The sequence below is a fragment of the Pseudomonas sp. UBA4617 genome (assembly GCF_002386445.1).
GTDB lineage: Bacteria > Pseudomonadota > Gammaproteobacteria > Pseudomonadales > Pseudomonadaceae > Aquipseudomonas.
In genome coordinates this window covers 1-24,209 of sequence record NZ_DGIR01000017.1, presented here as the reverse complement: position 1 = coordinate 24,209, position 24,209 = coordinate 1, and the positions used below count along the sequence as shown (strand labels likewise).

The 24,209-nt window shown below is 63.0% G+C and carries 21 protein-coding genes and 2 pseudogenes; 10 read left to right on the top strand and 13 right to left on the bottom strand.

The features are described 5' to 3' along the window. Positions 1–10 precede the first annotated feature (10 nt). From B4L76_RS24300 to B4L76_RS06330, 5 genes are all read left to right on the top strand, one after another. On the top strand, positions 11–175 hold the full coding sequence (locus B4L76_RS24300; RefSeq protein ID WP_414707172.1) for a thiamine pyrophosphate-dependent enzyme: 165 nt from the start codon (positions 11–13) through the stop codon (positions 173–175). Between the two features lie 18 nt (positions 176–193). Next, entirely contained in the window at positions 194–1,504 is a 1,311-nt protein-coding gene (gene aceF / locus B4L76_RS06345) for a dihydrolipoyllysine-residue acetyltransferase (protein ID WP_349679069.1), read from the top strand. A gap of 286 nt (positions 1,505–1,790) precedes the next feature. Next, positions 1,791–4,481 carry a putative bifunctional diguanylate cyclase/phosphodiesterase gene (locus tag B4L76_RS06340; RefSeq protein WP_296231259.1) on the top strand — a complete coding sequence of 897 codons (2,691 nt, stop codon included), beginning with the start codon at positions 1,791–1,793 and terminating at the stop codon, positions 4,479–4,481. Positions 4,482–4,618: 137 nt separating this feature from the next. Continuing rightward, entirely contained in the window at positions 4,619–5,284 is a 666-nt protein-coding gene (gene msrA, locus B4L76_RS06335) for a peptide-methionine (S)-S-oxide reductase MsrA (protein ID WP_296231258.1), read from the top strand. Between the two features lie 2 nt (positions 5,285–5,286). Continuing rightward, the gene (locus B4L76_RS06330; RefSeq protein ID WP_296231257.1) at positions 5,287–5,910 is read left to right on the top strand and encodes a glutathione S-transferase; all 624 of its coding nucleotides are present in this window, start codon (positions 5,287–5,289) and stop codon (positions 5,908–5,910) included. Between the two features lie 76 nt (positions 5,911–5,986). On the opposite strand, the gene B4L76_RS06325 is transcribed toward B4L76_RS06330, so the two are convergent. Continuing rightward, a complete protein-coding gene (locus B4L76_RS06325) occupies positions 5,987–6,487 on the bottom strand; it encodes an ATP-dependent zinc protease (RefSeq protein ID WP_296231256.1) in 501 nt (166 codons plus the stop codon). 182 nt (positions 6,488–6,669) lie between these two features. Between B4L76_RS06325 and B4L76_RS06320 the strand changes: the two genes are divergently transcribed. Beyond that, complete coding sequence (locus B4L76_RS06320; RefSeq protein ID WP_296231255.1) at positions 6,670–7,557, top strand: acyltransferase; 888 nt, start codon at positions 6,670–6,672, stop codon at positions 7,555–7,557. A gap of 436 nt (positions 7,558–7,993) precedes the next feature. Here B4L76_RS06320 and B4L76_RS06315 read toward each other — a convergent pair whose 3' ends face one another. After that, a complete protein-coding gene (locus B4L76_RS06315; RefSeq protein ID WP_296231254.1) occupies positions 7,994–8,563 on the bottom strand; it encodes a DUF2780 domain-containing protein in 570 nt (189 codons plus the stop codon). Positions 8,564–8,726: 163 nt separating this feature from the next. Between B4L76_RS06315 and B4L76_RS06310 the strand changes: the two genes are divergently transcribed. Next, positions 8,727–9,212, top strand: a complete 486-nt coding sequence (locus B4L76_RS06310) for a TIGR02594 family protein (RefSeq protein WP_296231253.1) — start codon at positions 8,727–8,729, stop codon at positions 9,210–9,212. A gap of 41 nt (positions 9,213–9,253) precedes the next feature. Here the strand turns inward: B4L76_RS06310 and fdhA are convergent, their stop codons facing one another. The 7 genes from fdhA to B4L76_RS06275 form a co-directional block, all read right to left on the bottom strand. After that, positions 9,254–10,453, bottom strand: a complete 1,200-nt coding sequence (fdhA, locus tag B4L76_RS06305) for a formaldehyde dehydrogenase, glutathione-independent (protein ID WP_051095434.1) — start codon at positions 10,451–10,453, stop codon at positions 9,254–9,256. A gap of 269 nt (positions 10,454–10,722) precedes the next feature. Continuing rightward, positions 10,723–11,580 (bottom strand): formyltetrahydrofolate deformylase, encoded by an 858-nt coding sequence (purU, locus tag B4L76_RS06300; protein ID WP_198757337.1) that lies wholly within the window; start codon positions 11,578–11,580, stop codon positions 10,723–10,725. An 11-nt stretch (positions 11,581–11,591) separates the two neighbouring features. Beyond that, positions 11,592–12,224, bottom strand: a complete 633-nt coding sequence (locus B4L76_RS06295) for a sarcosine oxidase subunit gamma (protein ID WP_296231249.1) — start codon at positions 12,222–12,224, stop codon at positions 11,592–11,594. Between the two features lie 74 nt (positions 12,225–12,298). Then, on the bottom strand, positions 12,299–15,316 hold the full coding sequence (locus tag B4L76_RS06290) for a sarcosine oxidase subunit alpha (RefSeq protein WP_296231248.1): 3,018 nt from the start codon (positions 15,314–15,316) through the stop codon (positions 12,299–12,301). Next, positions 15,313–15,648: a sarcosine oxidase subunit delta gene (locus B4L76_RS06285; protein WP_170027881.1), complete on the bottom strand. Its 336-nt coding sequence runs from the start codon at positions 15,646–15,648 to the stop codon at positions 15,313–15,315. Before B4L76_RS06285 ends, B4L76_RS06290 begins: the two co-directional genes overlap by 4 nt. A 14-nt stretch (positions 15,649–15,662) precedes the next feature. Next, a complete protein-coding gene (locus B4L76_RS06280) occupies positions 15,663–16,913 on the bottom strand; it encodes a sarcosine oxidase subunit beta family protein (protein WP_296231245.1) in 1,251 nt (416 codons plus the stop codon). 15 nt (positions 16,914–16,928) lie between these two features. After that, a complete protein-coding gene (locus tag B4L76_RS06275) occupies positions 16,929–18,182 on the bottom strand; it encodes a serine hydroxymethyltransferase (RefSeq protein ID WP_296231244.1) in 1,254 nt (417 codons plus the stop codon). Between the two features lie 292 nt (positions 18,183–18,474). On the opposite strand from B4L76_RS06275, the gene B4L76_RS06270 reads away from it, so the two are divergent. Continuing rightward, the gene (locus tag B4L76_RS06270; protein WP_296231243.1) at positions 18,475–19,515 is read left to right on the top strand and encodes a threonine aldolase family protein; all 1,041 of its coding nucleotides are present in this window, start codon (positions 18,475–18,477) and stop codon (positions 19,513–19,515) included. A gap of 98 nt (positions 19,516–19,613) precedes the next feature. On the opposite strand, the gene B4L76_RS24295 is transcribed toward B4L76_RS06270, so the two are convergent. The 4 genes and pseudogenes from B4L76_RS24295 to B4L76_RS06255 all read right to left on the bottom strand — a co-directional run bounded on the left by B4L76_RS24295 (position 19,614) and on the right by B4L76_RS06255 (position 22,197). After that, complete coding sequence (locus B4L76_RS24295; RefSeq protein WP_414707171.1) at positions 19,614–20,342, bottom strand: methyl-accepting chemotaxis protein; 729 nt, start codon at positions 20,340–20,342, stop codon at positions 19,614–19,616. A 135-nt stretch (positions 20,343–20,477) separates the two neighbouring features. After that, a pseudogene (locus tag B4L76_RS24290) lies at positions 20,478–21,506 on the bottom strand (HAMP domain-containing protein); the annotation flags it as partial. Between the two features lie 161 nt (positions 21,507–21,667). Further along, entirely contained in the window at positions 21,668–21,970 is a 303-nt protein-coding gene (locus tag B4L76_RS06260; RefSeq protein ID WP_170027875.1) for a cell division protein ZapA, read from the bottom strand. Further along, positions 21,967–22,197: a hypothetical protein gene (locus B4L76_RS06255; protein ID WP_085626185.1), complete on the bottom strand. Its 231-nt coding sequence runs from the start codon at positions 22,195–22,197 to the stop codon at positions 21,967–21,969. Before B4L76_RS06255 ends, B4L76_RS06260 begins: the two co-directional genes overlap by 4 nt. A gap of 275 nt (positions 22,198–22,472) precedes the next feature. On the opposite strand from B4L76_RS06255, the pseudogene B4L76_RS24285 reads away from it, so the two are divergent. Beyond that, positions 22,473–23,243, top strand: a pseudogene (locus B4L76_RS24285) (MCP four helix bundle domain-containing protein); the annotation flags it as partial. Beyond that, positions 23,226–24,098, top strand: a complete 873-nt coding sequence (locus B4L76_RS24280; protein WP_414707170.1) for a methyl-accepting chemotaxis protein — start codon at positions 23,226–23,228, stop codon at positions 24,096–24,098. The pseudogene B4L76_RS24285 and the gene B4L76_RS24280, both read left to right, overlap by 18 nt. The last annotated feature ends 111 nt before the right edge of the window (positions 24,099–24,209 follow it).

Genomic DNA, 24,209 nt, shown 5'->3' with positions numbered 1-24,209 from the left:
GCAGGATCCGATCGAACAGGTCAAGGCACGACTCCTTGAAAAGGGTTGGGCAAGCGAAGACGAACTCAAGGCTATCGACAAGGATGTCCGTGACGTCGTTGCCGACAGTGCCGCCTTCGCCCAGAACGATCCGGAGCCGGATGTATCCGAGCTCTACACCGATATTCTGCTCTGATCCGGGGAGAAAGAATCCATGCCTATTGAAATTCTTATGCCTGCACTTTCCCCGACCATGGAGGAAGGCACGCTTTCCAAGTGGCTCAAGAAAGAAGGCGACAAGGTTACCTCCGGTGACGTGATCGCTGAAATCGAGACCGACAAGGCAACCATGGAAGTGGAAGCTGTCGATGAAGGCGTTGTTGCCAAGATCGTGGTTCCGGCTGGAACCGATGCGGTCAAGGTCAACGCACTGATCGCCATTCTTGCCGAAGAAGGTGAAGATGTAGCGGCTGCGGCCAAGGGTGGCGATGCTGCCCCGGCCAAGGCTGAGGCGGCTCCGGCTGCCGCAGCTGCGGCAGCTGCCCCTGCTGCTGCCCCTGCTGCTGCCCCTGCTCCGGTTGCCAGTGCACCGGCTGCCGGCAGCAACGCCAAGGTTCACGCCGGCCCGGCGGTTCGCCAACTGGCCCGTGAATTCGGTGTCGACCTGGGCGCAGTTGCTGCCACCGGTCCGCACGGCCGCATTCTGAAGGAAGACGTGCAGGTCTACGTCAAGGCGATGATGCAGAAGGCCAAGGAAGCTCCGGCCGCCGCCGGCGCAACCGGTGGTGCCGGCATCCCGCCGATCCCGGCCGTGGACTTCAGCAAGTTCGGTGAAGTGGAAGAAGTCGCCCTGACCCGCCTGATGCAGGTCGGTGCCGCCAACCTGCACCGCAGCTGGCTGAACGTGCCGCACGTGACCCAGTTCGACTCCGCCGACATCACCGAACTGGAAGCCTTCCGCGTGGCGCAGAAGGCCGTGGCCGAGAAAGCTGGCGTGAAGCTGACCGTGCTGCCACTGTTGCTCAAGGCCTGTGCCTTCCTGCTCAAGGAACTGCCGGACTTCAACAGCTCGCTGGCGCCAAGCGGCAAGGCCATCATCCGCAAGAAGTACGTGCACATCGGCTTCGCCGTGGACACCCCGGACGGCCTGCTGGTCCCGGTAATCAAGAACGTCGACCAGAAGAGCCTGCTGCAACTGGCTGCCGAAGCCGCTGCGCTGGCTGAAAAAGCCCGCACCAAGAAGCTGTCGGCCGACGAGATGCAAGGCGCCTGCTTCACCATCTCCAGCCTCGGCCACATTGGCGGCACCGGCTTCACGCCGATCGTCAATGCGCCGGAAGTGGCTATCCTGGGCGTTTCCAAGGCGACCATGCAGCCGGTCTGGGACGGCAAGGCCTTCCAGCCGAAGCTGATGCTGCCGCTGTCGCTGTCCTACGATCACCGTGTAATCAACGGCGCTGCCGCCGCGCGCTTCACCAAGCGTCTGGGCGACGTGCTGGGCGATATCCGCACCATGCTGCTGTAACGTTGCACACTGCCCCTCACGGCGAGGGGCGGTACCCTTTTCGAGCTGCCACGCTCGTACCTCAACCCCGTCGATTGGCGGGGCTTTTTTTTGCCTGGCGATAAACGTTTTGCGCCTGTGCGATCGAGCGCCGAAACAATCAAGACGAACTACAGATTCCAGCCCACAAGCCGATAACCCGTACACAGCATCACATATGGCGGCTTGCCAGCCCCCTGGACATGATGCAACCTTGCCAGATCAGCCGCTGCCCATAGGCCGCGTCCCTTCTTCAAGCGAGTCTTCGATGAAAAGCCAACCCGATGCCGCCAGCCGTGTGGCGGCCGAGGTCGTCACGCAGTTACCCGTGCCCTCGCGGCTCGGCATGCTGCGTTTCGAAAGGCTCAACGAAGCCACCTGGGCCATGCTCTACCTGGACCCAGCCTGCGAACGCCAGTTCGGCTTGCACGCCAGCGACCTGTGCGCCCTGGTCGATGCTCCCTACGCCAGCCTGATGGAGCCCGAAGCCCGCTACCGGCTGCACGACGAGATCCAGCTGCAGCTGGCCCAGCGCGGCTACTACCGCGTGCGCTACACCTTGCACACGCCAACGGCACCGCTACGCCTGCTGGAGGTGGGGGAAACCTACAAGCAGCACAACCGCCAACTGGTGCGTGGCTACCTCAGCGTGCTTGATGACCATGCCGAAGAGAGCGGCGAAGCCGGGGCCAGTGACCTGGAATCGCGCAACAACCGCTTGCAACTGGCCCTACAGTTGAACCAGCGCGCGCAACAGGAACAACTCGAGCACCTGGAGCGGGTACGCGGCCAGCAGGACCTGATCCTGCGCCTGGCCCGCCAGCGCTACAGCGGCGGAAATTCGCTGCTGGAGGCTGCCCAGCTGATCACCCAGAGCGCCTGTGAAATCTACAAGGTCGACTGCGCCAGCATCTGGCACCTGGACGGCCAGCAGTTGGAACCGATCACTGCCTGGTACCGCGATGCACAAGCGCATCGCCAGCCCGAAGCCATCGATGCCAGCCGCTTCCCCGACTACCTCGACGCACTGCATGCCAGCCGCGCCATCGATGCCCACAATGCCGGCCACGACCCGCGCACCCGCGCGCTGGCGCAAAGCCTGTTTTCGGCGAACAAGGCCATGCTCGATGCCAGCATTCGCGTTGATGGCCAGGTAGTTGGCGTACTGTGCCTGGAGCAGACCGGCCAGACGCGGGCCTGGCAGTCGGACGAAATTGCCTTTGCCGGCGAGCTGGCCGACCAGTTCGCCCAAGTCATCACCAACCACAACCGGCGCGCTGCGGCCAGTGCCCTGCACCTGTTCCAGCGCGCAGTGGAGCAGAGCGCCAGCGCCTTCCTGCTGGTCAACCGCGACGGCGTGGTGGAGTACGTCAACCCAAGTTTCACCGCGATCACCCAGTACAGCACCGAGGAAGTCCAGGGCCGCCACCTGGGTGAGCTACCGGCCCTGGAGAACCTCAGCGAATTGCTGTTCGACTCGCCCTCGAGCCTGGCCATGGGCAACAGCTGGCAGGGCGAATTCAAAAGCCGGCGCAAGAACCTGGAGCCCTACTGGGGCCAATTGTCGATCTCCAAGGTGTACGGCGACAACCGTGAGCTGACCCACTACATCGGCATCTACGAAGACGTCACCCAGACCAAGCTGGCCCAGCAACGCATCGAGCGCCTGGCCTACACCGACAACCTGACCAACCTGGGCAACCGCCCGGCGTTCATCCGCAGCCTGGACGAGTGCTTCGCCCGTGACGGCGAAAACGCCATGTGCCTGCTGCTGGTGGACATCGACAACTTCAAGCGCATCAACGACAGCCTGGGCCACCAGACCGGCGACAAGCTGTTGATCAGCCTGGCCCGACGCCTGCGCAACAGCCTGCACACCGGCGGCATCCTGGCGCGCTTCGCCAGTAACGAGTTCGCCGTGCTGCTCGACGATACCCGTCTCGAAGAAGGCCAAGGCGTTGCCATGCAATTGCTGCGTACCCTCGACAAGCCGATGTTCGTCGACAACCAGCTGATCAACGTCACCGCATCGGTGGGCCTGGCCTACGCGCCACTGCACGGTACCGACCCGGCCAGCCTGATGAAGAATGCCGGCCTGGCGCTGCACAAGGCCAAGGCCAACGGCAAGCACCAGGTGCAGGTGTTTACCGAGGTGCTGAATGCCGAAGCCAGCTACAAGCTGTTCGTCGAGAACAACCTGCGCCGCGCCCTGACCCAGAATGAGCTGGAGGTGTTCTACCAGCCCAAGCTGTGCCTGCGCAGCGGTCGCCTGCTAGGGCTGGAGGCTCTTCTGCGCTGGAACCACCCCGAGCGCGGCATGATCCGCCCGGACCAGTTCATCAGCGTAGCGGAAGAGACCGGCCTGATCATCCCTATCGGCAAATGGGTGGTGCGGCAGTCGTGCCGCATGAGCCAGCAGCTGCGCGAAGCCGGCATGGGCAACCTGCATGTGGCCATCAACCTGTCGCCCAAGCAATTCTCCGACCCCGACCTGGTGGCGTCGATCAGCACTATCCTCAAGGAAGAAGCCCTGCCCCCGCACTTGCTGGAGCTGGAACTGACCGAAGGCCTGCTGCTGGAGGCCACCGAAGACACCCACCGCCAGCTGGACGAGCTGAAGGCCCTGGGCCTGACCCTGGCCATGGACGATTTTGGTACCGGCTATTCGTCGCTGAGCTACCTGAAGAAGTTTCCCATCGACATCCTCAAGATCGACCGCAGCTTCATCAACGAGATACCGGACAACCAGGACGACATGGAGATCACTTCGGCGGTAGTGGCCATGGCTCACAACCTCAAGCTGAAGGTGGTGGCCGAGGGTATCGAGACGCCGGAACAACTGGCGTTCCTGCGCCGGCACCGCTGCGACGTTGGCCAGGGTTACCTGTTCGACCGGCCAATCCCCGGGCGTGAGCTGGCCGAACGGCTGAAGCGCTATCCGCGTGGTCCGCTGGCCTGACAGCAGCGCCAAGCTCGGGCACACTAGATCCCATTCGGGCCTCATCGCGGACAAAGCCACGCCTGCACGATTCCCGTAGGCGCGGATTCATCCGCGATGGGGTTTACCCAATTCAACTGACATACAGAGGAATGGCCATGGTCCTGCGTTCGGAAATCCTGGTGAACAAAAATGTCATGCCTACCGCGGAGCAGGCCCTGCCTGGCCGCGAAACGCCAATGAAGTTGCCCGAGTTCCACTACGTGTTCAAAGACACGCCGCTGCTCGGCCCGTTCTTCCAGAACGTCGACTTCGCCATCTTCGGCCTGGGTTGCTTCTGGGGCGCCGAACGCCGCTTCTGGCAGCGTGAAGGTGTGGTCAGCACCGTGGTTGGCTACGCTGGCGGTTTCACCCCGAACCCTACCTACGAGGAAGTCTGCTCGGGCCTGACCGGCCACACCGAAGTGGTGCTGGTGGTGTTCGACAAGGACAAGGTCAGCTACCGCGAGCTGCTGGCGATGTTCTGGGAGCTGCACAACCCGACCCAGGGCATGCGCCAGGGCAACGATGTCGGTACCCAGTACCGCTCGGCCATCTACTGCACCAGCCCGGAACAGCTGGAACAGGCCAAGGCCAGCCGCGACGCCTACCAGGCCGAACTGAGCAAAGCCGGTTTCGGCGAAATCACCACCGAGATCGACCAGGCGCCGACCGTGTACTTCGCCGAGGCCTACCACCAGCAGTACCTGGCCAAGAACCCGGACGGCTACTGCGGTATCGGCGGTACCGGTGTATGCCTGCCACCCAGCCTGCAGGGTAACTGAGCGTGAGCACGATGACGCTGTTCCACGCGCCGCTGTCGCCTTTCGTGCGCAAGGTCATGGTGGTATTGCACGAAACCGGCCAGCTGGAGCGGGTCAAGTTGCAACCGGTGAATATCAGCCCGGTCAGTGGCGACCCCCAGCTGAACCAGGACAACCCGATCGGCAAGATCCCGGCCTTGCGCCTGGAAGATGGCACCGTGCTGCACGACAGCCGGGTGATCTGTGAATACCTCGACCTGCAACATGTCGGCCAGCCGCTGCTGCCACGTGAGGGTTCGGCACGCTGGCGGCGCATGACGCTGGTCTCCCAGGCGGATGCGATCATGGATGCGGCGGTTTCGAGCCGCTACGAGAGCTTCCTGCGGCCGCAAGACAAACGCTGGGATGGCTGGCTGCAAGCGCAAGCCGAGAAGATTCGCCGCAGCTTGGCAAACCTCGAGCAACAGCACCTGGCAGAGCTGGCGTCCGGATTCGATCTTGCGGCGATTGGCGTGGCCTGTGCGCTAGGGTATCTGGACCTGCGTCAGCCGGAGTTCGGTTGGCGTGAGCACCAGCCTGGCTTGGCTGCATGGTATGCCGAGGTGGCCAAGCGCCCATCGATGGTTGCTACAGCCCCGACAGCCTGACCGGCCAATCGCGGATTAATCCGCTCCTGCCGGCATAGCAGGGGCGGATTTATCCGTGATGAGGCCAGCACCGGTATCAGCAGTCAGGCTTGCCGGCGGTGAACTTCTTCGCCGGGTTGACTGCCGCCTTGAACTCGCGCAGTGCCTTGGAACCCACCAGCAGCGGGTAGTTGAAGCTGCTGCGGTCCACCAGGTTCACTTCCACGGTGCGCTTCATGTCACCCAGGCACAGCTCCAGGTCCACTACCGGGCGCTTGGAGACCTCCGGCCCATCGCCTTCGTCTTCCTCGTCAGCACGCGCCTTGATCTTGCTGATGCGCGACACCTTGTGCTCGTACACCTTGCCGTCCGAGTCCTTGGTGGCCAGGCGGAAACGCACCCACTCGTCGCCATCGCGGGTGAACATTTCGATGTCCTTGGCCGACAGCGACGCGGTGAAGGCACCGGTGTCCATCTTGGCCTTCAGGGTTTCACCCAGCTCGGGCAGGGCAATGTTTTCATAACGACCATAAAGGGTCGGCTCGGCAGCCATTGCTGGCAGGGCCAACAGCGACAACATGGCAAACAGATATTTCACAGGCAGGCTTCCTTGAGAAGTGTCAGTGCTTAGACTGCACTGGCAGGATAGGTTCGCTGTCACAAGCCTAACCAACATAATGTGAAACATTTGTCCCAACCGCCGGGCACTGGAAATTTGGCGTAGGCCACGGCCCTGCTTATCATTGCCAACCGTTTTCATCCCACAACAAGAGTCTCCTTATGCGTCGCCTGCTGACCGGCATCCTCACCACCACCCTGCTGCTGCTCAACACCCTGGTGCTGATCGGCCCACTGCTGGTGTTCGCCCTGCTCAAGCTGGTGCTGCCAGGCCGAGGGCGTGACTATGCTTCGTGGGCGGTAATGTGGGTGGCCGAAACCTGGTCGGAGATCGACAAGGCCATTTTCGCCCTGTGCATTCCTACGCAGTGGGACATACGTGGGGTCGAGAACCTGCGCAGGCACACTTCTTACCTGGCCGTCAGCAACCATCAGACCTGGGTCGACATCCCGGCGCTGATCGAAAGCCTCAACCGCCGCACACCGTTTTTCAAGTTCTTCCTCAAGAAGGAGCTGATCTGGGTGCCGCTGCTGGGCCTGGCCTGGTGGGGCCTGGACTACCCGTTCATGAAGCGCTACAGCAAGGCCTTCCTCGAGAAGCACCCCGAGCTCAAGGGCAAGGACCTGGAAATCACCAAGGCCGCCTGTGAGCTGTTCAAGCGTCAGCCGGTGACCGTGGTCAATTACCTTGAAGGCACCCGTTTTACCGAGGCCAAGCACCGCGAGCAGCAATCGCCCTACCGCTACCTGCTCAAACCCAAGGCCGGCGGCGTGGCCTTCGTGCTGGCGGCGCTGGGCGAACAGCTGGATGCGCTGCTGGATGTGACCATCGTTTATCCCGGCGTCTCTGCACCGGGGTTCTGGGACCTGCTCAATGGCAGTATCAACCGGGTTATCATCGACATCCAGGTGCGTGAGCTGGACCCGGCATTGTGGGCAGGGGATTACGAAAACGATTCGGCGTTTCGCCAAACCGTCCAGGCCTGGGTGAACCAGCTGTGGATGGACAAAGACCAGCGCATCGCGGCCTTGCGCGCCGAGATGCACTGAGAAGACTTGATCCCTGGCGTCATACACGAAGCTTGCTTTTCCACTTCTATCGGCGGGCATCGTCACGCGGATGACAGGTACTACTTCGCCAAGGGCAAGCCAGCGCTACCCACGACATAAAAGAATGACTGAATCGACAACGTCGCACCTGTACCAGTACCTCACAGTACCTCCATCAAAGGGAAAAGTGCACAGAATATTGATGTTGGAGTTCTTGCCTGGCGGCGTGTTGAGCACCGGATAAAAGATCAGACCGGATGAGGGATCAAGCGCTGGCAGGTGGCTTGCGCCATCAACCCGCTTGATGATCGAAGCGGGGCTTACCCACGCGACTTGATCCTAAGCAATGCGATGCAGCGAAGTAACTGGCAAAAATGATAGGTACTGAACTGTATGAAGTGCGGCCAATCGGCTGTGAAAGCGCTGATATCGATCGTTAAACGGTTGGTACCGTGGTCGGTGTCGCCCACAAACTTCCCAGATTTTGCAAAAGAGAACCGGCAATGCCTTGCTGCCCCAGGTACTGCAGGATCAGCGGGGCGAACTGGCCGATCATGCCGGTATCCATCCCCAATGCCTTGAATGCAGCATCCAGGTCGCTACGGTTCTCCACATCGTTGCCCAGCGCCTTGCTCAGGGCCGACTGGTTTTCGCTGTTATCGCCGAGCAATGCGCCCAGGCCGCTCAGGCCACCCAGGGCATTGACGCCGGAGAGCAGGTCGAGCCCGGGCACGGCCTTGGTCAACTGGCCGTAGTCATCGCGGCTGAGGTTGTTGCGCGCCAGCCCCAGCATCGCCCCTGCGCCGCCCACGGCCTGCTCCGGGGTGATCTTCAGCTCGCTGCCAAGGGTGTTGAGCAGGTTGGCCTGTGCTTCGGGCGCCTGCACCTGCCCCTGCTGCTTTTGCGTCTGCATGGCAGAGACGGCATTGGCTGCATCGCCGAGGTTGAAGGCGAACGCCGGGCTTGCAGCCAGGGTCATCAGGGTTGCCAGGGTGAATGCTTTCATCGGAGGAGCCTCATTGGCCGCTATGGCCTGGGAAACGAGGCATTCGACTGGCGCAACAGGGCTTGGTTCCGGGCCGATCATCGGGGGCAGCGCTACCCGCCGCCCCTGCCCGCCGGGGCTCGATAGTGTGGCTGCACCTGTAGCGAACCGAGAAAAACCACCCATGAGCAACTACCCCTGGCTCGACGAAGCGCGCAAACATATCGGCCTCGAAGAGGTTGTCGGTGTTCAGCACAACCCAGAGGTCCTACAGATGTGGAAAGACATAAGGCGCGGTGGAATAAAAGACGACGAGACCCCTTGGTGCGCAGCCTTCGTCGGCGCGATGCTGGAACGCGTGGGCGTACATTCCTCACGTTTCGAGAGTGCCACGTCCTACCTGAACTGGGGGATTGAGCTGCAACGCCCGGTCACCGGCTGCATCGTCGTTTTCACCCGCGTTGGCGGCGGGCATGTCGGCTTCGCCACCGGGAAAACGGTGGATGGCAATTTGCTGGTGCTCGGCGGCAATCAGAGCGATGCGGTGAATATCAGGGCATTCGAGCTGGGCAGAGTCAGCGGCTACCGCTGGCCGGCCGGCGTGCCGGTGGTGGACGAACCACTGGCGGTGGTGGCGGATGACGTGCCGCTGTCGTCCACAGAGGCATGAATGGCAACAACGCCCCCTGGCGGGGGCGTTGCATGTAGAGGTTACGCCGCGCCCCACATCTTGTGCGGGTCGATTACAAACTTCTTCGGGACGCCCGCATCGAACTCGCCATAGCCTTCCGGCGCCTGATCCAGGTTGATCACCTGAACCCCCACCACTTCGGCGATGTTGATCCGATCCCACATGATCGCCTGCATCAACTGGCGGTTGTACTTCATGGTCGGGGTCTGGCCGGTGTGGAAGCTGTGCGATTTCGCCCAGCCCAGACCGAAGCGGATGCTCAGCGCGCCGATCTTCGCAGCAGCATCCACCGCACCCGGGTCTTCAGTCACGTACAGGCCCGGGATACCGATATTGCCAGCAACACGGGTCACCTGCATCAGCGAGTTCAGCACCGTGGCCGGGGCTTCATGCTTGGCCCCTTCGTGACCATGGCCGCGAGCCTCGAAGCCAACGGCGTCGACGGCGCAGTCCACTTCCGGCTCGCCGAGAATGTCGACGATCTGCTCGTGCAGCGGGGTGTCCTTGGACAGGTCGACCACTTCGAAACCCTGCGACTTGGCGTGGGCCAGACGGGCCGGGTTGAGGTCGCCGACGATGACACAGGCGGCACCGAGCAAGCGTGCCGAGGCGGCGGCGGCCAGGCCGACCGGGCCGGCACCGGCGACATAAACGGTGCTGCCCGGGCCTACGCCAGCGGTGACAGCACCGTGGTAGCCGGTCGGCAGGATGTCGGACAGGCAGGTCAGGTCACGGATCTTCTCCATGGCCTTGTCGCGATCAGGCAGTTTCAGCAGGTTGAAGTCGGCATACGGCACCAGCACATATTCGGCCTGGCCGCCGGTCCAGTCGCCCATGTCGACGTAACCGTAGGCCCCGCCGGCGCGCGCCGGGTTGACGGTGAGGCAGACACCGGTGTGCATTTCCTTGCAGGAGCGGCAGCGGCCGCAGGCAACGTTGAACGGTACCGACACCAGGTCACCGATTTTCAGGCGTTCGACATCACGCCCCATCTCGACGATTTCACCAGTGATTTCGTGGCCCAGGACCAGGCCGACCTGGGCAGTGGTGCGACCGCGGACCATGTGCTGGTCTGAGCCGCAGATGTTGGTGGAGACCACCTTCAGGATCACGCCGTGCTCGATCTTGTTGCCGCGTGGGTCCTGCATTTTCGGGTAGTCGATCTTCTGCACCTCGACCTTGCCGGCGCCGAGATATACCACTCCACGATTGCCAGACATGCTCTTACCTCGCTTGATTTGTATTTATGCAGCGGTGGTTGATCGCGCCGCCATCCATGGGCGGCATGTGTTTCTGGAATGCAGGGAATTGTGGGCCTGATACGGCGACCTGCACTGACTGGAAGCGACAGGGAGATGCCATTTAACGGCAGGGGAAATTGTGTTGGTCCATTCGCGGGCAAGCCCGCTCCCACAGGAAGAATGCCAGCTGTGAAGGCCGCATATAACCTGTGGGAGCGGGCTTGCCCGCGAATGGCCGGTGCAGGTTGTTAGAGCACGACCGTCCTGTTGGCGTTGAGGAACACCCGGCGTTCGATGTGATAGCCCACCGCCCGTGCCAGGGTCAGGCATTCGATGTCACGTCCCTTGGCAATCAGGTCTTCCGGGTAATGGCTGTGGTCCACTACCTCCACGCCTTGGGCGATGATCGGCCCTTCGTCCAGGTCGTTGTTGATGTAGTGCGCCGTGGCGCCCACCATTTTGACGCCCTTGTTGTACGCCTGGTGATAAGGCTTGGCGCCTTTGAAACCGGGCAACAGCGAGTGGTGGATGTTGATCGCCCAGCCATCCAGGCGGCGGCACAGCTCCGGCGACAGCACCTGCATGTAACGGGCAAGCACCACCAGCTCCGCACCGGTTTCCTCGATCACCTGGATCACCTTGCGCTCTTGCGCCGGCTTGTCCTTGGGGTCAAGGGCGAAGTGGTAGTAAGGAATCTTGTGCCAGTGCGCCAAAGGTTCGAGGTCAGGGTGGTTGGACACCACCGCGACCACATCCATGGCCAGCTGGCCGATGCGCTGGCGATACAGCAGGTCATTGAGGCAGTGGTCAGCCTTGGACACCATGATCACCACCTTGGGGCGGTGGTTCGGCGCAGTCAGCTCGAAGGCCATGCCGAATGCGTCACTGCGCTCGGCGAGGCCGGCACGGAAGCCGGCCTCGTCGAAATCGTCCGGCTGGCGAAACTCCACGCGAATGAAGAAACGCCCCGACAGCCGGTCATCGAAGGAGTGGTGCTCCGTCACGTAGCAGCGCTGCTCGAAGAGGTAACGCGTCACCACGTCGACGGTACCGAGCATGCTCGGGCAGTCGGCGGTGAGAATCCAGGTATCTGGTGCCCGACTCATGCTCGCTCTCCTTAAGCTTCGATGCTCAGGCCGTACTCGGCCGAAGCGTCCTGCAGCCACAGCCACCAGTAGTCGGCGAAGCTGCGACGAATCACCAGCTCCCAGGTGTCTTCGGCGGTGCGGCGGATCACCAGTTGCGACTTGGCGAACACGGTACCGACGGCCTTGCCCACCGGGAAGTTGTTCGGATGAACATCATAGCTGGTGGACTTCATCAGCACTTCGCGCACGTGCGGCCCGCGCAGCTCGAGCAGGCTCTGCCCACCGCTGACGTTGACCACCTGGATGTGCTGGCCTTCAAGGGCTGCACGCAGTTTTTGCTCGACGGCAAATTCCTGGCCGCCCGGGACGATCAGCAACCACTCGTCGGGGCCCATCCATTGCAGCGACATTTCGTTGTTGGCGACCACGGTCAGGGCCACTGGCAGCTCCAGGCCCAGGGCCTTGTGCACGCCGGCGGCGAACTCTGGGTCATGGCCATCGCCACGAATGGTCAGGTGGCCGAGGAACTTGCGTTCACGCAGGGTCACGCCTGCGTTCTTGCGGCCTTTGCCAACCAGGCTGGCCAGGTCGGCATGGTGCAGTGGCGACTGGGCCTTGGCCTCGGCGCCGGGGTTTTGCTGGAAGACGTTGATAGCGCTCATTTCTTACCTGCCTTGTATTCTTGTTCGTCAGGGCGACGCAGCACTGCAAGCAGGCTGCGCCGTCATCCGGGGCCTTAGACGTTCTGCCGCTCACCCTTCGGATCGAAGAACACCGAAGACACGATCTCCGCCTCGATCACGCTGCCATCCGCCTGCGGCGAGTACACGCGCTCGCCCATGCGCTTGAGGCCGCCCTTGACCACACCCATGGCGAAGGAATAACCCAGGGAGTTGGCCACGTAGCTGGAGGTGACGTGGCCGACCATGTCCATCGGGATCGGCTGCTTTGGATCGAAGACCAGCTGGGCACCTTCCGGCAGCCACTTGGTCGGGTCGACCGGCTTCAGGCCCACCAGCTGCTTGCGGTTCTCGCGCACGCAGTCTTCACGGTTCATGCCACGCAGGCCGATCCACGAGTACGGCTTGTTGCGGCCCACGCACCAGCTCATGTTCAGGTCGTCCGGGGTCATCGAGCCGTCGGTGTCCTGACCAACGATGATGAAGCCCTTCTCGGCACGCAGCACGTGCATGGTCTCGGTGCCGTACGGGGTCAGGTTGTACTTCTTGCCCGCCTCGATGATCTGCTCCAGCACGCCCATGGCATAGTTGGCCTGCACGTTGACTTCGTACGACAGCTCACCGGTGAACGAGATACGGAACACCCGGGCCGGCACGCCGCCGACATTGCCTTCCTTCCAGGTCATGAACGGGAAGGCTTCCTTGTCCATGTCGATGTCGGTCAGCTCGCTCAGCAGCTTGCGGCTGTTGGGGCCGGACAGGGTCATGGTGGCCCAGTGGTCGGTGACCGAGGTGAAGTACACCTTCAGTTCCGGCCATTCGGTCTGGTGGTACAGCTCCATCCACTGCAGCACCCGTGCAGCGCCGCCGGTGGTGGTGGTCATGATGAAGTGGTTGTCGCCGACGCAGGCAGTCACGCCGTCGTCGAAGACCATGCCGTCTTCCTTGCACATCAGGCCGTAGCGGGCCTTGCCCACGTCGAGCTTGGTCCAGGCGTTGGTGTAGATGCGGTTGAGGAACTCACGCGCATCCGGGCCCTGGATGTCGATCTTGCCCAGGGTCGAGGCGTCCAGCAGGCCCACGCTGTCGCGCACGGCCTTGCATTCACGGGCAACCGCGGCATGGATGTCTTCACCGGCCTTCGGGAAGTACCAGGGGCGCTTCCATTGGCCGACATCTTCGAACTCGGCGCCGTTCTTCACGTGCCAGGCATGCAGGGCAGTGAAGCGCACGGGCTCGAACAGGTGGCCACAGTGCCGGCCTGCCACCGCGCCGAAAGTTACCGGCGTGTAGTTGGGGCGGAACATGGTGGTGCCCATTTCCGGGATGGTGATGCCCATCGAACGGGCGGCGATGGCCAGGCCGTTGATGTTGCCCAGCTTGCCCTGGTCGGTACCGAAGCCCAGCGCGGTGTAGCGTTTGACGTGCTCGACCGACTCGAAGCCTTCGCGGGTGGCCAGTTCGATGGCGGCCGCGGTTACGTCGTTCTGCTGGTCGACGAACTGCTTGGGCGCACGGGCAGTGCCCTTGTCGTGCGGCACCTGGAACAGCGCCACTGTGGCCTCTTCCTTGCGCGCCACGGTTTTCGGCAGGCTGCCGACAGTGGCCTTGAAGCCGGCTTCGGTGGCTGCGCGCACGCCGCCTTCGAAACCATCGGCAATCGCGTCGCCCAGGGGGTACACACCATTGATACCGCCGACACATTCACGCTTCTGCGGCGCATCACCCGGTACGAAGCCGAGGATGTCTTCACGCCAGATCGGGCGGCCGCCCAGGTGCGAAGCCAGGTGCACGACCGGGCTGTAACCGCCGGAAGTGGCGATCAGGTCGCAGTCCAGGGTCTCGCCAGGGCTGGTGACCTTGTGCGCCTGAACGTCGATGGCGGCCACGCGGGCGCCGGTGACATGCTTGCTGCCTTTGGCCTCGATCACGGCGCTGGAGGTGAGGATGCGGATGCCCTTGGCACGCGCTTCTTCAACCAGCGAGCCACGCGGGTTGTGGCGGGCGTCGGCGATGGCGACCACTTGCAGGCCGGCATCGTGCCAGTCCAGCGCGGCGCGGTAGGCGTGGTCGTTGTTGGTCGACAGCACCAGCTTGCGACCCGGGGCCACACCGTAACGGCGCACATAGGTGGAAACGGCACCGGCCAGCATGTTGCCCGGCACGTCGTTATTGCCGTACACCAGCGGGCGCTCGTGGGCGCCGGTGGCCAGCACCACGCGCTTGGCGCGGACGCGGTGCACACGGTGGCGGACCTGGCCGATCGGGGCGCGGTCGCCAAGGTGGTCGGTGAGGCGCTCGTGGATGGTCAGGAAGTTATGGTCGTGGTAGCCGTTGACCGTGGCACGTGGCAACAGGGTCACTTCCGGCAGGCTTTCCAGCTCTTTGACCACGGCGTTGACCCATTCGGTGGCAGGCTTGCCGTCGAGGGTTTCGCGGGTGTCGAGCAGGCTGCCGCCGAACTCTTCCTGCTCGTCAGCCAGGATCACCCGGGCACCGCTGCGCGCAGCAGCCAGGGCCGCAGCCAGGCCAGCAGGGCCGGCACCGACGATCAGCACGTCGCAGTGCTGGTTCATGTAGTCGTAGCTGTCCGGGTCGTTCTGCAGCGGCGCGCGGCCAAGGCCGGCGGCTTTGCGGATGTACTTCTCGTAAGTCATCCAGAACGATTTCGGGTACATGAAGGTTTTGTAGTAGAAGCCCGGCGGCATCATGCTGCCGCCGACCTTGCCGAGGATGCCCATGACGTCGTTGTTGACGTTCGGCCAGCCGTTGGTGCTGGTGGCGACCAGGCCTGCGTACAGTGCCTGTTGGGTGGCACGCACGTTGGGGATCTGGGTGGCTTCGCTGGAGCCGATCTGCAGGATGGCATTCGGCTCTTCGGTACCGGCGGCGATGATGCCGCGTGGGCGCGAATACTTGAAGCTGCGGCCAACGATGTCGACGCCGTTGGCCAGCAATGCGGCGGCCAGGGTGTCGCCGGCATAACCCTGGTAGGTCTTGCCGTTGAAGCTGAAGTTAAGGACCTTGCTGCGGTCGATACGGCCGCCGCTGGCGAGGCGATAGGTCTGGCTCATACTTTTTCCCCTTGGCCTTTGACGGTCGACGGTGCGCTGCTTTGCTTGCCGTTGGCGGTCACTTGCGGCTTCTCGCCAATCTTGTAGGTTTCCAGAATTTCGTAGGTCACGGTGTCGCGGGTGACGTTGAAGTACTGGCGGCAGCCGGCAACGTGGTCCCACAGTTCGTGGTGAATACCGCGTGGGTTGTCACGGTAGAACATGTAGGTACCCCACTCCTCGTCGGAGCAGGCGTTGGGGTCCAGCGGGCGGGCGATGTGCGCCTGGCCAGAGGCGTGGAACTCTTCTTCGGAGCGCAGCTCGCCGCAGTGGGGACAGAAAATATGCAACATGACGGTGTCTCCGGTTAGTGGGCGACGGCGGCGGCGCCGTGTTCGTCGATCAGTGCGCCGTTGTAGAAACGGTCCATGGAGAACGGCGCGGCCAGTGGGTGCATCTCGCCCTTGGCCAGGCTTGCGGCGAAGACATTGCCCGAACCCGGGGTTGCCTTGAAGCCGCCGGTACCCCAACCGCAGTTGAAGAACAGGTTCTTGACCGGGGTCTTGGTGATGATCGGGCAGGCGTCCGGCGAGGTATCGACGATGCCGCCCCACTGGCGGTTCATGCGAACGCGCGAAAGGTTGGGGAACATTTCGACGATGGCCTGCAGAGTGTGCTCGATCACCGGGTACGAACCGCGCTGGCCGTAGCCGACCCAGCCGTCGATGCCGGCACCGATCACCAGGTCGCCCTTGTCCGACTGGCTGATGTAGCCGTGTACGGCGTTGGACATGATCACGCTGTCGATGATCGGCTTGATCGGCTCGGATACCAGCGCCTGCAACGGGTGCGATTCCAGCGGCAGACGGAAGCCGGCGAGCCTGGCCATGTGCCCGGAGTTACCGGCGGTGACCACGCCCACGCGCTTGGCGCCGATGAAGCCTTTGTTGGTTTCCACGCCGATGACCGCGCCGTTTTCCTTGCGGAAACCGGTCACTTCGGTCTGCTGGATCAGGTCCACGCCCAGGGCGTCGGCAGCACGGGCGAAACCCCAGGCCACGGCGTCGTGACGGGCCACGCCGCCACGGCGCTGTACGGTGGCGCCAAGGATCGGGTAACGGGTGTTCTTCGAGCAGTCCAGGTACGGGATCTCGGCGGCGACCTGGGCAGTGTTCAGCAGTTCGCCATCCACGCCATTCAGGCGGTTGGCAGAGACGCGGCGCTCGGAATCACGCATGTCCTGCAGGGTGTGGCACAGGTTGTAGACGCCGCGCTGGGAGAACATCACGTTGTAGTTGAGGTCCTGGGACAGGCCCTCCCACAACTTCATGGCGTGCTCGTACAGGTGCGCCGACTCGTCCCACAGGTAGTTGGAACGCACGATGGTGGTGTTACGGGCGGTGTTGCCGCCGCCCAGGTAACCCTTCTCGATCACGGCAACGTTGGTGATGCCGTGCTCCTTGGCCAAGTAGTAGGCCGTGGCCAGGCCATGGCCGCCACCGCCGACGATAACCACGTCGTAGACCTTTTTAGGGGTTGGCGTGCGCCACATGCGCTGCCAGTTCTCGTGGTGGCTGAGGGAGTGCTTGAAAAGGCCGAAGCCCGAGTAACGTTGCATGGTGTGTGGCTCCACTCAGCGGTAAACAGGGAAATCTGCGCACAGCGCCGCGACGTTCTTCGCCACATCGGCTTCGACGTCTGCGTCACCGAGGTTGTCGAGGATGTCGCAGATCCAGCCGGCCAGGGCCACGCACTGGGCGACCTTGAAGCCGCGGGTGGTGACGGCCGGGGTACCGATACGCAGGCCCGAAGTGACGAACGGCGACTGCGGGTCGTTCGGCACGGCGTTCTTGTTGACGGTAATGTGCGCGCGGCCCAGGGCGGCATCGGCGTCTTTGCCGGTGAGGCCCTGGCGAATCAGGCTGACCAGGAACAGGTGGTTGTCGGTACCACCGGAGACCACGTCGTAGCCACGGTCGATGAACACCTGGGCCATGGCCTGGGCATTTTCGATCACTTGTTTCTGGTAGGCCTTGAATTCAGGCTCCAGCGCTTCCTTGAAGCACACGGCCTTGGCGGCGATCACGTGCATCAGCGGGCCGCCCTGGGCGCCCGGGAATACAGCGGCGTTGAGCTTCTTCTCGATCTCTTCGTTCGACTTGGCCAGGATCAGGCCGCCACGCGGGCCGCGCAGGGTCTTGTGGGTGGTGGTGGTGACCACATCGGCGAACGGGATCGGGTTCGGGTACAGGCCAGCGGCGACCAGGCCGGCAACGTGGGCCATGTCGACGAACAGCAGCGCACCGACCTTGTCGGCGATGGCACGGAAGCGTGGGAAATCGAGGGTCTTGGAGTAGGCCGAGAAGCCGGCAACGATCATTTTCGGCTTGTGCTCGACCGCCAGACGTTCGACTTCGTCATAGTCGATCAGGCCGGTGTTGGTGTCGATACCGTACTGCACGGCGTTGTACAGTTTGCCCGAGGACGACACCTTGGCGCCGTGAGTCAGGTGGCCGCCGTGGGCCAGGCTCATGCCGAGAATGGTGTCACCAGGCTGCAGCAGGGCCAGGTAGACCGCGCTGTTGGCCGACGAGCCGGAGTGCGGCTGGACGTTGGCGTAATCGGCGCCGAACAGCTGCTTGGCGCGCTCGATGGCCAGCGCCTCGACCTTGTCCACATGCTCGCAGCCACCGTAGTAGCGCTTGCCCGGGTAGCCTTCGGCGTACTTGTTGGTCAGGCCGCTGCCTTGGGCCTGCATCACGCGCTTGGAGGTGTAGTTTTCCGAGGCGATCAGCTCGATATGGTCTTCCTGGCGCTGTTCTTCGGCATTCATCGCCGCCAGAAGTGCATCATCGTAACCCTGGATCTGGTCTTGCTTGCTGAACATCGTGTATCTCCCGGCGGCGAACATTTCTTGTCGTGGGGCACTGTGACCCTTTGTGGCGATGTTATGACTGGCCGGGGCGGGTCAGATGCCTGCGCACGCCTTGCAATGGCGCGTTTACGACATTGGCTTTTGTGGTGCACATGCCGGCCCTTCGCGGATAAATCCGCGCCTACACGTCATGCGCCGTTCGTAGGTGGATTTATCCGCGAAGGGCCGGCACTGGCAGCTTGTATAGGCAACCGTTTCAGCAATGGTTTAGAGTGCTGTCCTGCGTCGTTCACAGGACAGTGTCATGACAGATAAGAGCCAACAATTCGCCAGCGACAATTATTCCGGTATCTGCCCCGAAGCCTGGGCGGCGATGGAAAAGGCCAACCACGGTCACGACCGCGCCTACGGCGACGATCAGTGGACCGAGCGCGCCGCCGAATACTTCCGCAACCTGTTCGAAACCGACTGCGAGGTATTCTTCGCCTTCAACGGCACCGCCGCCAACTCTCTGGCCCTGGCCTCGCTGTGCCAGAGCTACCACAGCGTTATCTGCTCCGAGACCGCCCACGTCGAAACCGACGAATGCGGCGCGCCGGAATTCTTCTCCAACGGCTCCAAGCTGCTGACCGCAGCCAGCGTCCACGGCAAGCTGACCCCGCAGTCGATTCGTGAAGTGGCCCTGAAGCGGCAGGACATCCACTACCCCAAGCCACGCGTGGTAACCATTACCCAGGCCACCGAAGTAGGCACGGTGTACCGCCCCGACGAGCTGCGGGCGATCAGCGCCACCTGCAAGGAGCTGGGCCTGAACCTGCACATGGACGGCGCGCGCTTTTCCAACGCCTGCTCGTTCCTGGGTTGCAGCCCGGCCGAGCTGACCTGGAAGGCCGGCGTCGACGTGCTGTGCTTTGGCGGCACCAAGAACGGCATGGCGGTGGGTGAAGCAATCCTGTTCTTCAACCGCCATCTGGCCGAGGACTTCGACTACCGCTGCAAGCAGGCAGGCCAGCTGGCATCGAAGATGCGCTTCCTGTCGGCGCCATGGGTGGGCCTGCTGGAAGACGGCGCCTGGTTGCGCTACGGCGCACATGCCAACCGCTGCGCACAGTTGCTGGCTTCGCTGGTCAGCGATCTGTCGAGTGTGGAACTGATGTTCCCGGTGGAAGCCAACGGGGTGTTCCTGCAGATGCCGGAGCATGCGATCGAAGCGCTGCGGGCCAAGGGCTGGCGGTTCTATACCTTCATCGGTAGTGGCGGGGCGCGCTTCATGTGCTCGTGGGATACCGAGGAAGAGCGAGTGCGCGAGCTGGCTGCGGATATCCGCAGCATCATCGGCGCCTGACCTGCCCCGGGCCCGCCCGCTACCGCAGGGTACTGCTGCCTTCGAGCACTGTGCAGGACCCGTGGAAGCGGGCCGGCCCGCGAAGAAACCAACACCGTTTAGAGCTTGAACCCACCCATCTGCCGCGCCAGGTCATCGGCCAGCCCACGCAACGCCCGACACTCTTCGCGACAGCCTTGCACCTCCGCCGCCGTCTCGCGCGCCAGGTCGGAGATCCCCTGCACCGTGCGGTTGATTTCCTCGGTCACCGCCGATTGCTCTTCGGTGGCCGTCGCAACCTGATGGTTCATGTCGCTGATATGCTCGACCCGCTCGGTAATGGCCCCCAGCGATGCGCCTGTGCGCTGGCTCGACTCGACACCGCTGCCGGTGGCCTGCTGCCCGGCCTGCATCGAACTCACCGCCACGCCTGCGCCCTGCTTCAGGCGCTGGATCATCTGCTGCACCTCGTCGGTGGACAGCTGCGTGCGCCGCGCCAAGGTGCGCACTTCATCGGCCACCACGGCGAACCCGCGCCCCATGTCCCCTGCCCGTGCGGCCTCGATGGCGGCATTCAGCGCCAGCAGGTTGGTCTGTTCGGAAATGCTGCGGATCACCGCGAGTACTTCATCGATCGAGGCGACTTCACCGGCCAACTGGCCCACAGCCTCGGCCGCCTTGCCGATATCGCCCGACATGCCCTCGATGCCCTGGACCGAGCGCCGCACCACTTCGCGCGCCTGCACGGCTTCATCGCGCGCCGCCTGCGAGGCCTGGGCCGCATCGCCGGCATTGCAGGCGATGTCCTGCACGGTCAGGCCCATCTCGTGCACGGCCGTGGCAACCATTTCGGTCATTTCCTGCTGGCGCCCGGAACGTTCGGCCGTGTTGTCCACCACCACGGTCACCTGTTCCACCGCCCGGTGCAGGCGTTCGGAAGTCTGCAGCACGTCACCGATCAGCCGGCGCTGGCTGTCGAGGAAACGGTTGAATCCGCGAGCCAGGTCACCCAGTTCGTCCTGGCGTGTATCGTCCAGGCGCTGACTGAGATCACCCGCGCCACTGCCTATCTGCAACAACGCGGCGGTGACGCGACGGATCGGCCGTACCAGGCCGCGCGCCAGCAGCACTACCAGCAGCAGTGACAGCAGCGCCACGCCACCGCCGATCAGGCTGGTCAGCCACACCGCCTGCTGCATTTGCGCGTAGATTTCCTGCTCCGGCACCTCGGCGATCAAGGTCCAGTTCAACTCGCGCAAAGGCAGGCCGAGCGCCAGGTAGCGTTCGCCGTCACGGCTGAAGCGGCTGCTGCGCAGGCCCTGCGCCCCGCTCATCACAGCCTTGGCGGCGTCCGCACCGAGCTGCTCGGCCAACTGCCGCTTGCCGCTGAAGGCATTATCCGGGTGCACCTGGATCAGGCCGTCATTGCGCACCAGAAACACCTTGCCGCTTTCGCCAAAACTGAAGTCGTGAATCAGCTTCGACAGCTCGGTCATGCGCAGGCCCATGCCGGCCACGCCGACCAGCTGGCCGTGCTTTTCCACACGGTAGTCGATGAACAGCGCCAGCTCGCCGGTGGCGCCATCGATGTCGATATTGATGAACCGCTCGGCGCCGCTGTCGATGTAGCCGTAGAACCACTTGTCCTTCGGGTTGCTGCGGCTGAGCGTGCGGTCCAGGCCATTCTCGTTGTAGTAATGACCGGTTTCGGTGGACACGAACAGGGTGGTGAACGCCTGATTGCGCTGTTTGGCAGCGGTGAGGTATTCGATGAACTGCGGCACCTGCGCGGGGTTCTCGCCTGCGGCGAGCCAGTCACGCAGTAGCGTATTGCCGGCGATGTCCGCCGCCGCTACCAGCGGCTGGCCAAGCATACGCTCGATATCGTTGCGGATGGCTTCGATGCTGGCCGGCAGGGCACTGCCCACCAAGTAGCGTTCGGTGAGGCGGTTGAGCGCCACGGTGAAAATGATGACAACGACCAGAATGCTCACCAGCAGGGCAGCGCCCATGCTGGTGATCATTTGCCACTGGATGCTCTTACGCCAGTTACGCATGCCCCTGCTCCCCGCATAATTATTGTTTTGCGGAAAGTGTATACACTTGCGTATTCAGTTAATCCAGCAATCTAGAACAACGGCACTGTTCCCACAGGAATTTCGGCATCAGCCCGTCATTGTTCGGCAATAGTCCGGACGATGGTGTCCACGGTGGCGTCTATCTGCGCCTGGGTACGCTCCAGCGTCTTGCGGTGCTCATCCTGCAGTTCGATCTGCCGCGAACACAGGTTCAACGCAGCCAGCACCAGCAGCTTGTCGCCGATGAGGGTCGGGTATTGGCGCTTGGTCTGGGCCAGGGCGGTATTGAGCATTTGCACGGCCTGGGCCAAGGTCGCTTCCTGGCCTTCAGGCGCCTTGATCGAATAGTCGTTGCCGAGGATCGACACGACATTGATCGGCTGGGCACGTAGCGTCATGCGCCGACGACGCCGGCGTTGGCGCGCTCGACCAGGGCTTGGAGGCGCGCGGCGGTGCTGCCGTTCTTCTCTTCCTGCTCCATCAGCGACAGTTGCAGGGTCTCGTTCTCTTCCTTGGCCTGGGCCAGTTCCTGGCCGAGAGCCGAGTTCTGCTCGGTGAGTTGGGCGTTCTTCTGCAGCAGGTCGTTGACCAGTTGCTCGATTTGATTCAGGGAAGATTCCAGCATGGGTCTATCTCAGGTTGTTGCGAGGGGCGCACACGATAAAGAAAAGTGCCGCTCGTCGCCATTAAATATCGGATTCACAACGTGTCGAACCCGCAGATTGACAGGGTAACCGGCCCCTTGTTCCGACCTGGGTCAACCGCCGGTCAGGAACACCCTGGGCCAGCCCGGAATTTTGCCAGGCGCACACTCAAGACTGACTGGTCACGACCGATACTCAAAGAGACATATTCTGTCGCACTGGGTGCCTCTCCTTCACTTCCCTGGATCTGCCCTCCATGTCATTACGCAACATCAATATTGCCCCGCGCGCACTGCTGGGCTTTGCGCTTATCGGCCTGCTGATGCTCGGCCTCGGTATTTTCTCCCTGATGCAGATGGGCAACATCCGCCAGGCCGGCCTGGTCATCGAGCAAGTCAGCGTCCCCGCCATCAAGACGCTGGATGAAATAAGCGCGCTGAACCTGCGCCTGCGCAGCCTCTCCTACCGCCTGCTGGTCAACCGCGACCCGCAAAGCCAGCAGGAAATTCTCAACCTGATGGACCAGCGCAACCAGCAGATAGACCGCGCGCGCGAAGCCTATGTGCCGCTGATCACTGCCGCCGACGAACAGGCCGCGTACGACCAGTACGTCCAGTCGCTCAACCAGTACCGCCAGCTAGAGGCGCACATGCGCAGCCTGAACCAGGCCGGCCGCCTCGACGAACTGAGAGATGTCCTCAACCGTGACTTGCAGGCCAACTCCGAGCAGATCAACAAGATCATGGAGACACTGGTACGGATCAACACCGAGCAGACCCGTGACACCAACGCGAAAGCCGCCAGCCAGTATGACGCGGCCTTCTCTCTGGTGATCGTCCTGCTGGTCGCCGCCACCGTGCTGACGTTTGTCTGCGCGCTCCTGTTGACCCGCAGCATCGTCAAGCCGATCGACGCGGCGCTCAGATGCGCCGAGCAGATTGCCGACGGCGACCTGACCCACGTCATCCATGCCGAGGGTACCGACGAAGCTGCCCGCCTGCTGCGCGCCATGGCCCGCATGCAAGACAAGCTGCGCGACACCTTGCAGCTGATTGCCGGCTCGGCGACTCAGCTGGCATCCGCTGCCGAGGAACTGAATGCCGTCACCGACGAAAGCGCCCGTGGCCTGCAGCAGCAGAACAATGAAATCGAACAGGCCGCCACGGCGGTCACAGAGATGACCAGCGCCGTGGAGGAAGTGGCGCGCAATGCGGTCAGCACCTCGGAAGCCTCCAGCGAAGCCAGCCGTTCGGCTGGCGATGGCCGCGACCTGGTCATGGAAACCGTGGGTGCCATCGAACGCATGAGCGGCGACGTACAAGCCACCGCCAAGCTGATCACCCACCTGGCCGAACAGTCGCGTGATATCGGCAAGGTGCTCGACGTGATCCGTGGCCTGGCAGACCAGACCAACCTGCTGGCGCTCAACGCGGCGATCGAGGCGGCACGTGCCGGCGAGGCAGGCCGTGGTTTTGCCGTGGTCGCCGATGAAGTGCGGGCGCTGGCCCACCGAACCCAGCAGTCGACCAGCGAGATCGAGCGGATGATCGGCAGCATTCAGGGCGGTACCGAAGAGGCCGTGGAGTCGATGCGCACCAGCACCGAACGTGCCGAATCGACCCTGAATATCGCCCGGGGCGCGGGCCTGGCGCTGGATACCATTGCCGGGGCGGTGGCGCAGATCAACGAACGCAACCTGGTGATTGCCAGCGCTGCGGAAGAACAGGCGCAGGTGGCGCGGGAAGTGGACCGCAACCTGGTGAACATCAATGACCTGTCGGTGCAGAGCGCTACGGGCGCGAATCAGACCAGTGCGGCGAGTGCTGAATTGTCGCGGCTGGCTGTGGACTTGAATGGCCTGGTGGCTCGTTTCCGGACCTGAGATTGCCGGGGCCGCTTTGCGGCCCAATCGCGGGGCAAGCCCGCTCCTACAGTGGATAGTGTTGGCAGTTCAACTTGTGGGAGCGGGCTTGCCCCGCGAAGAGGCCGGCAC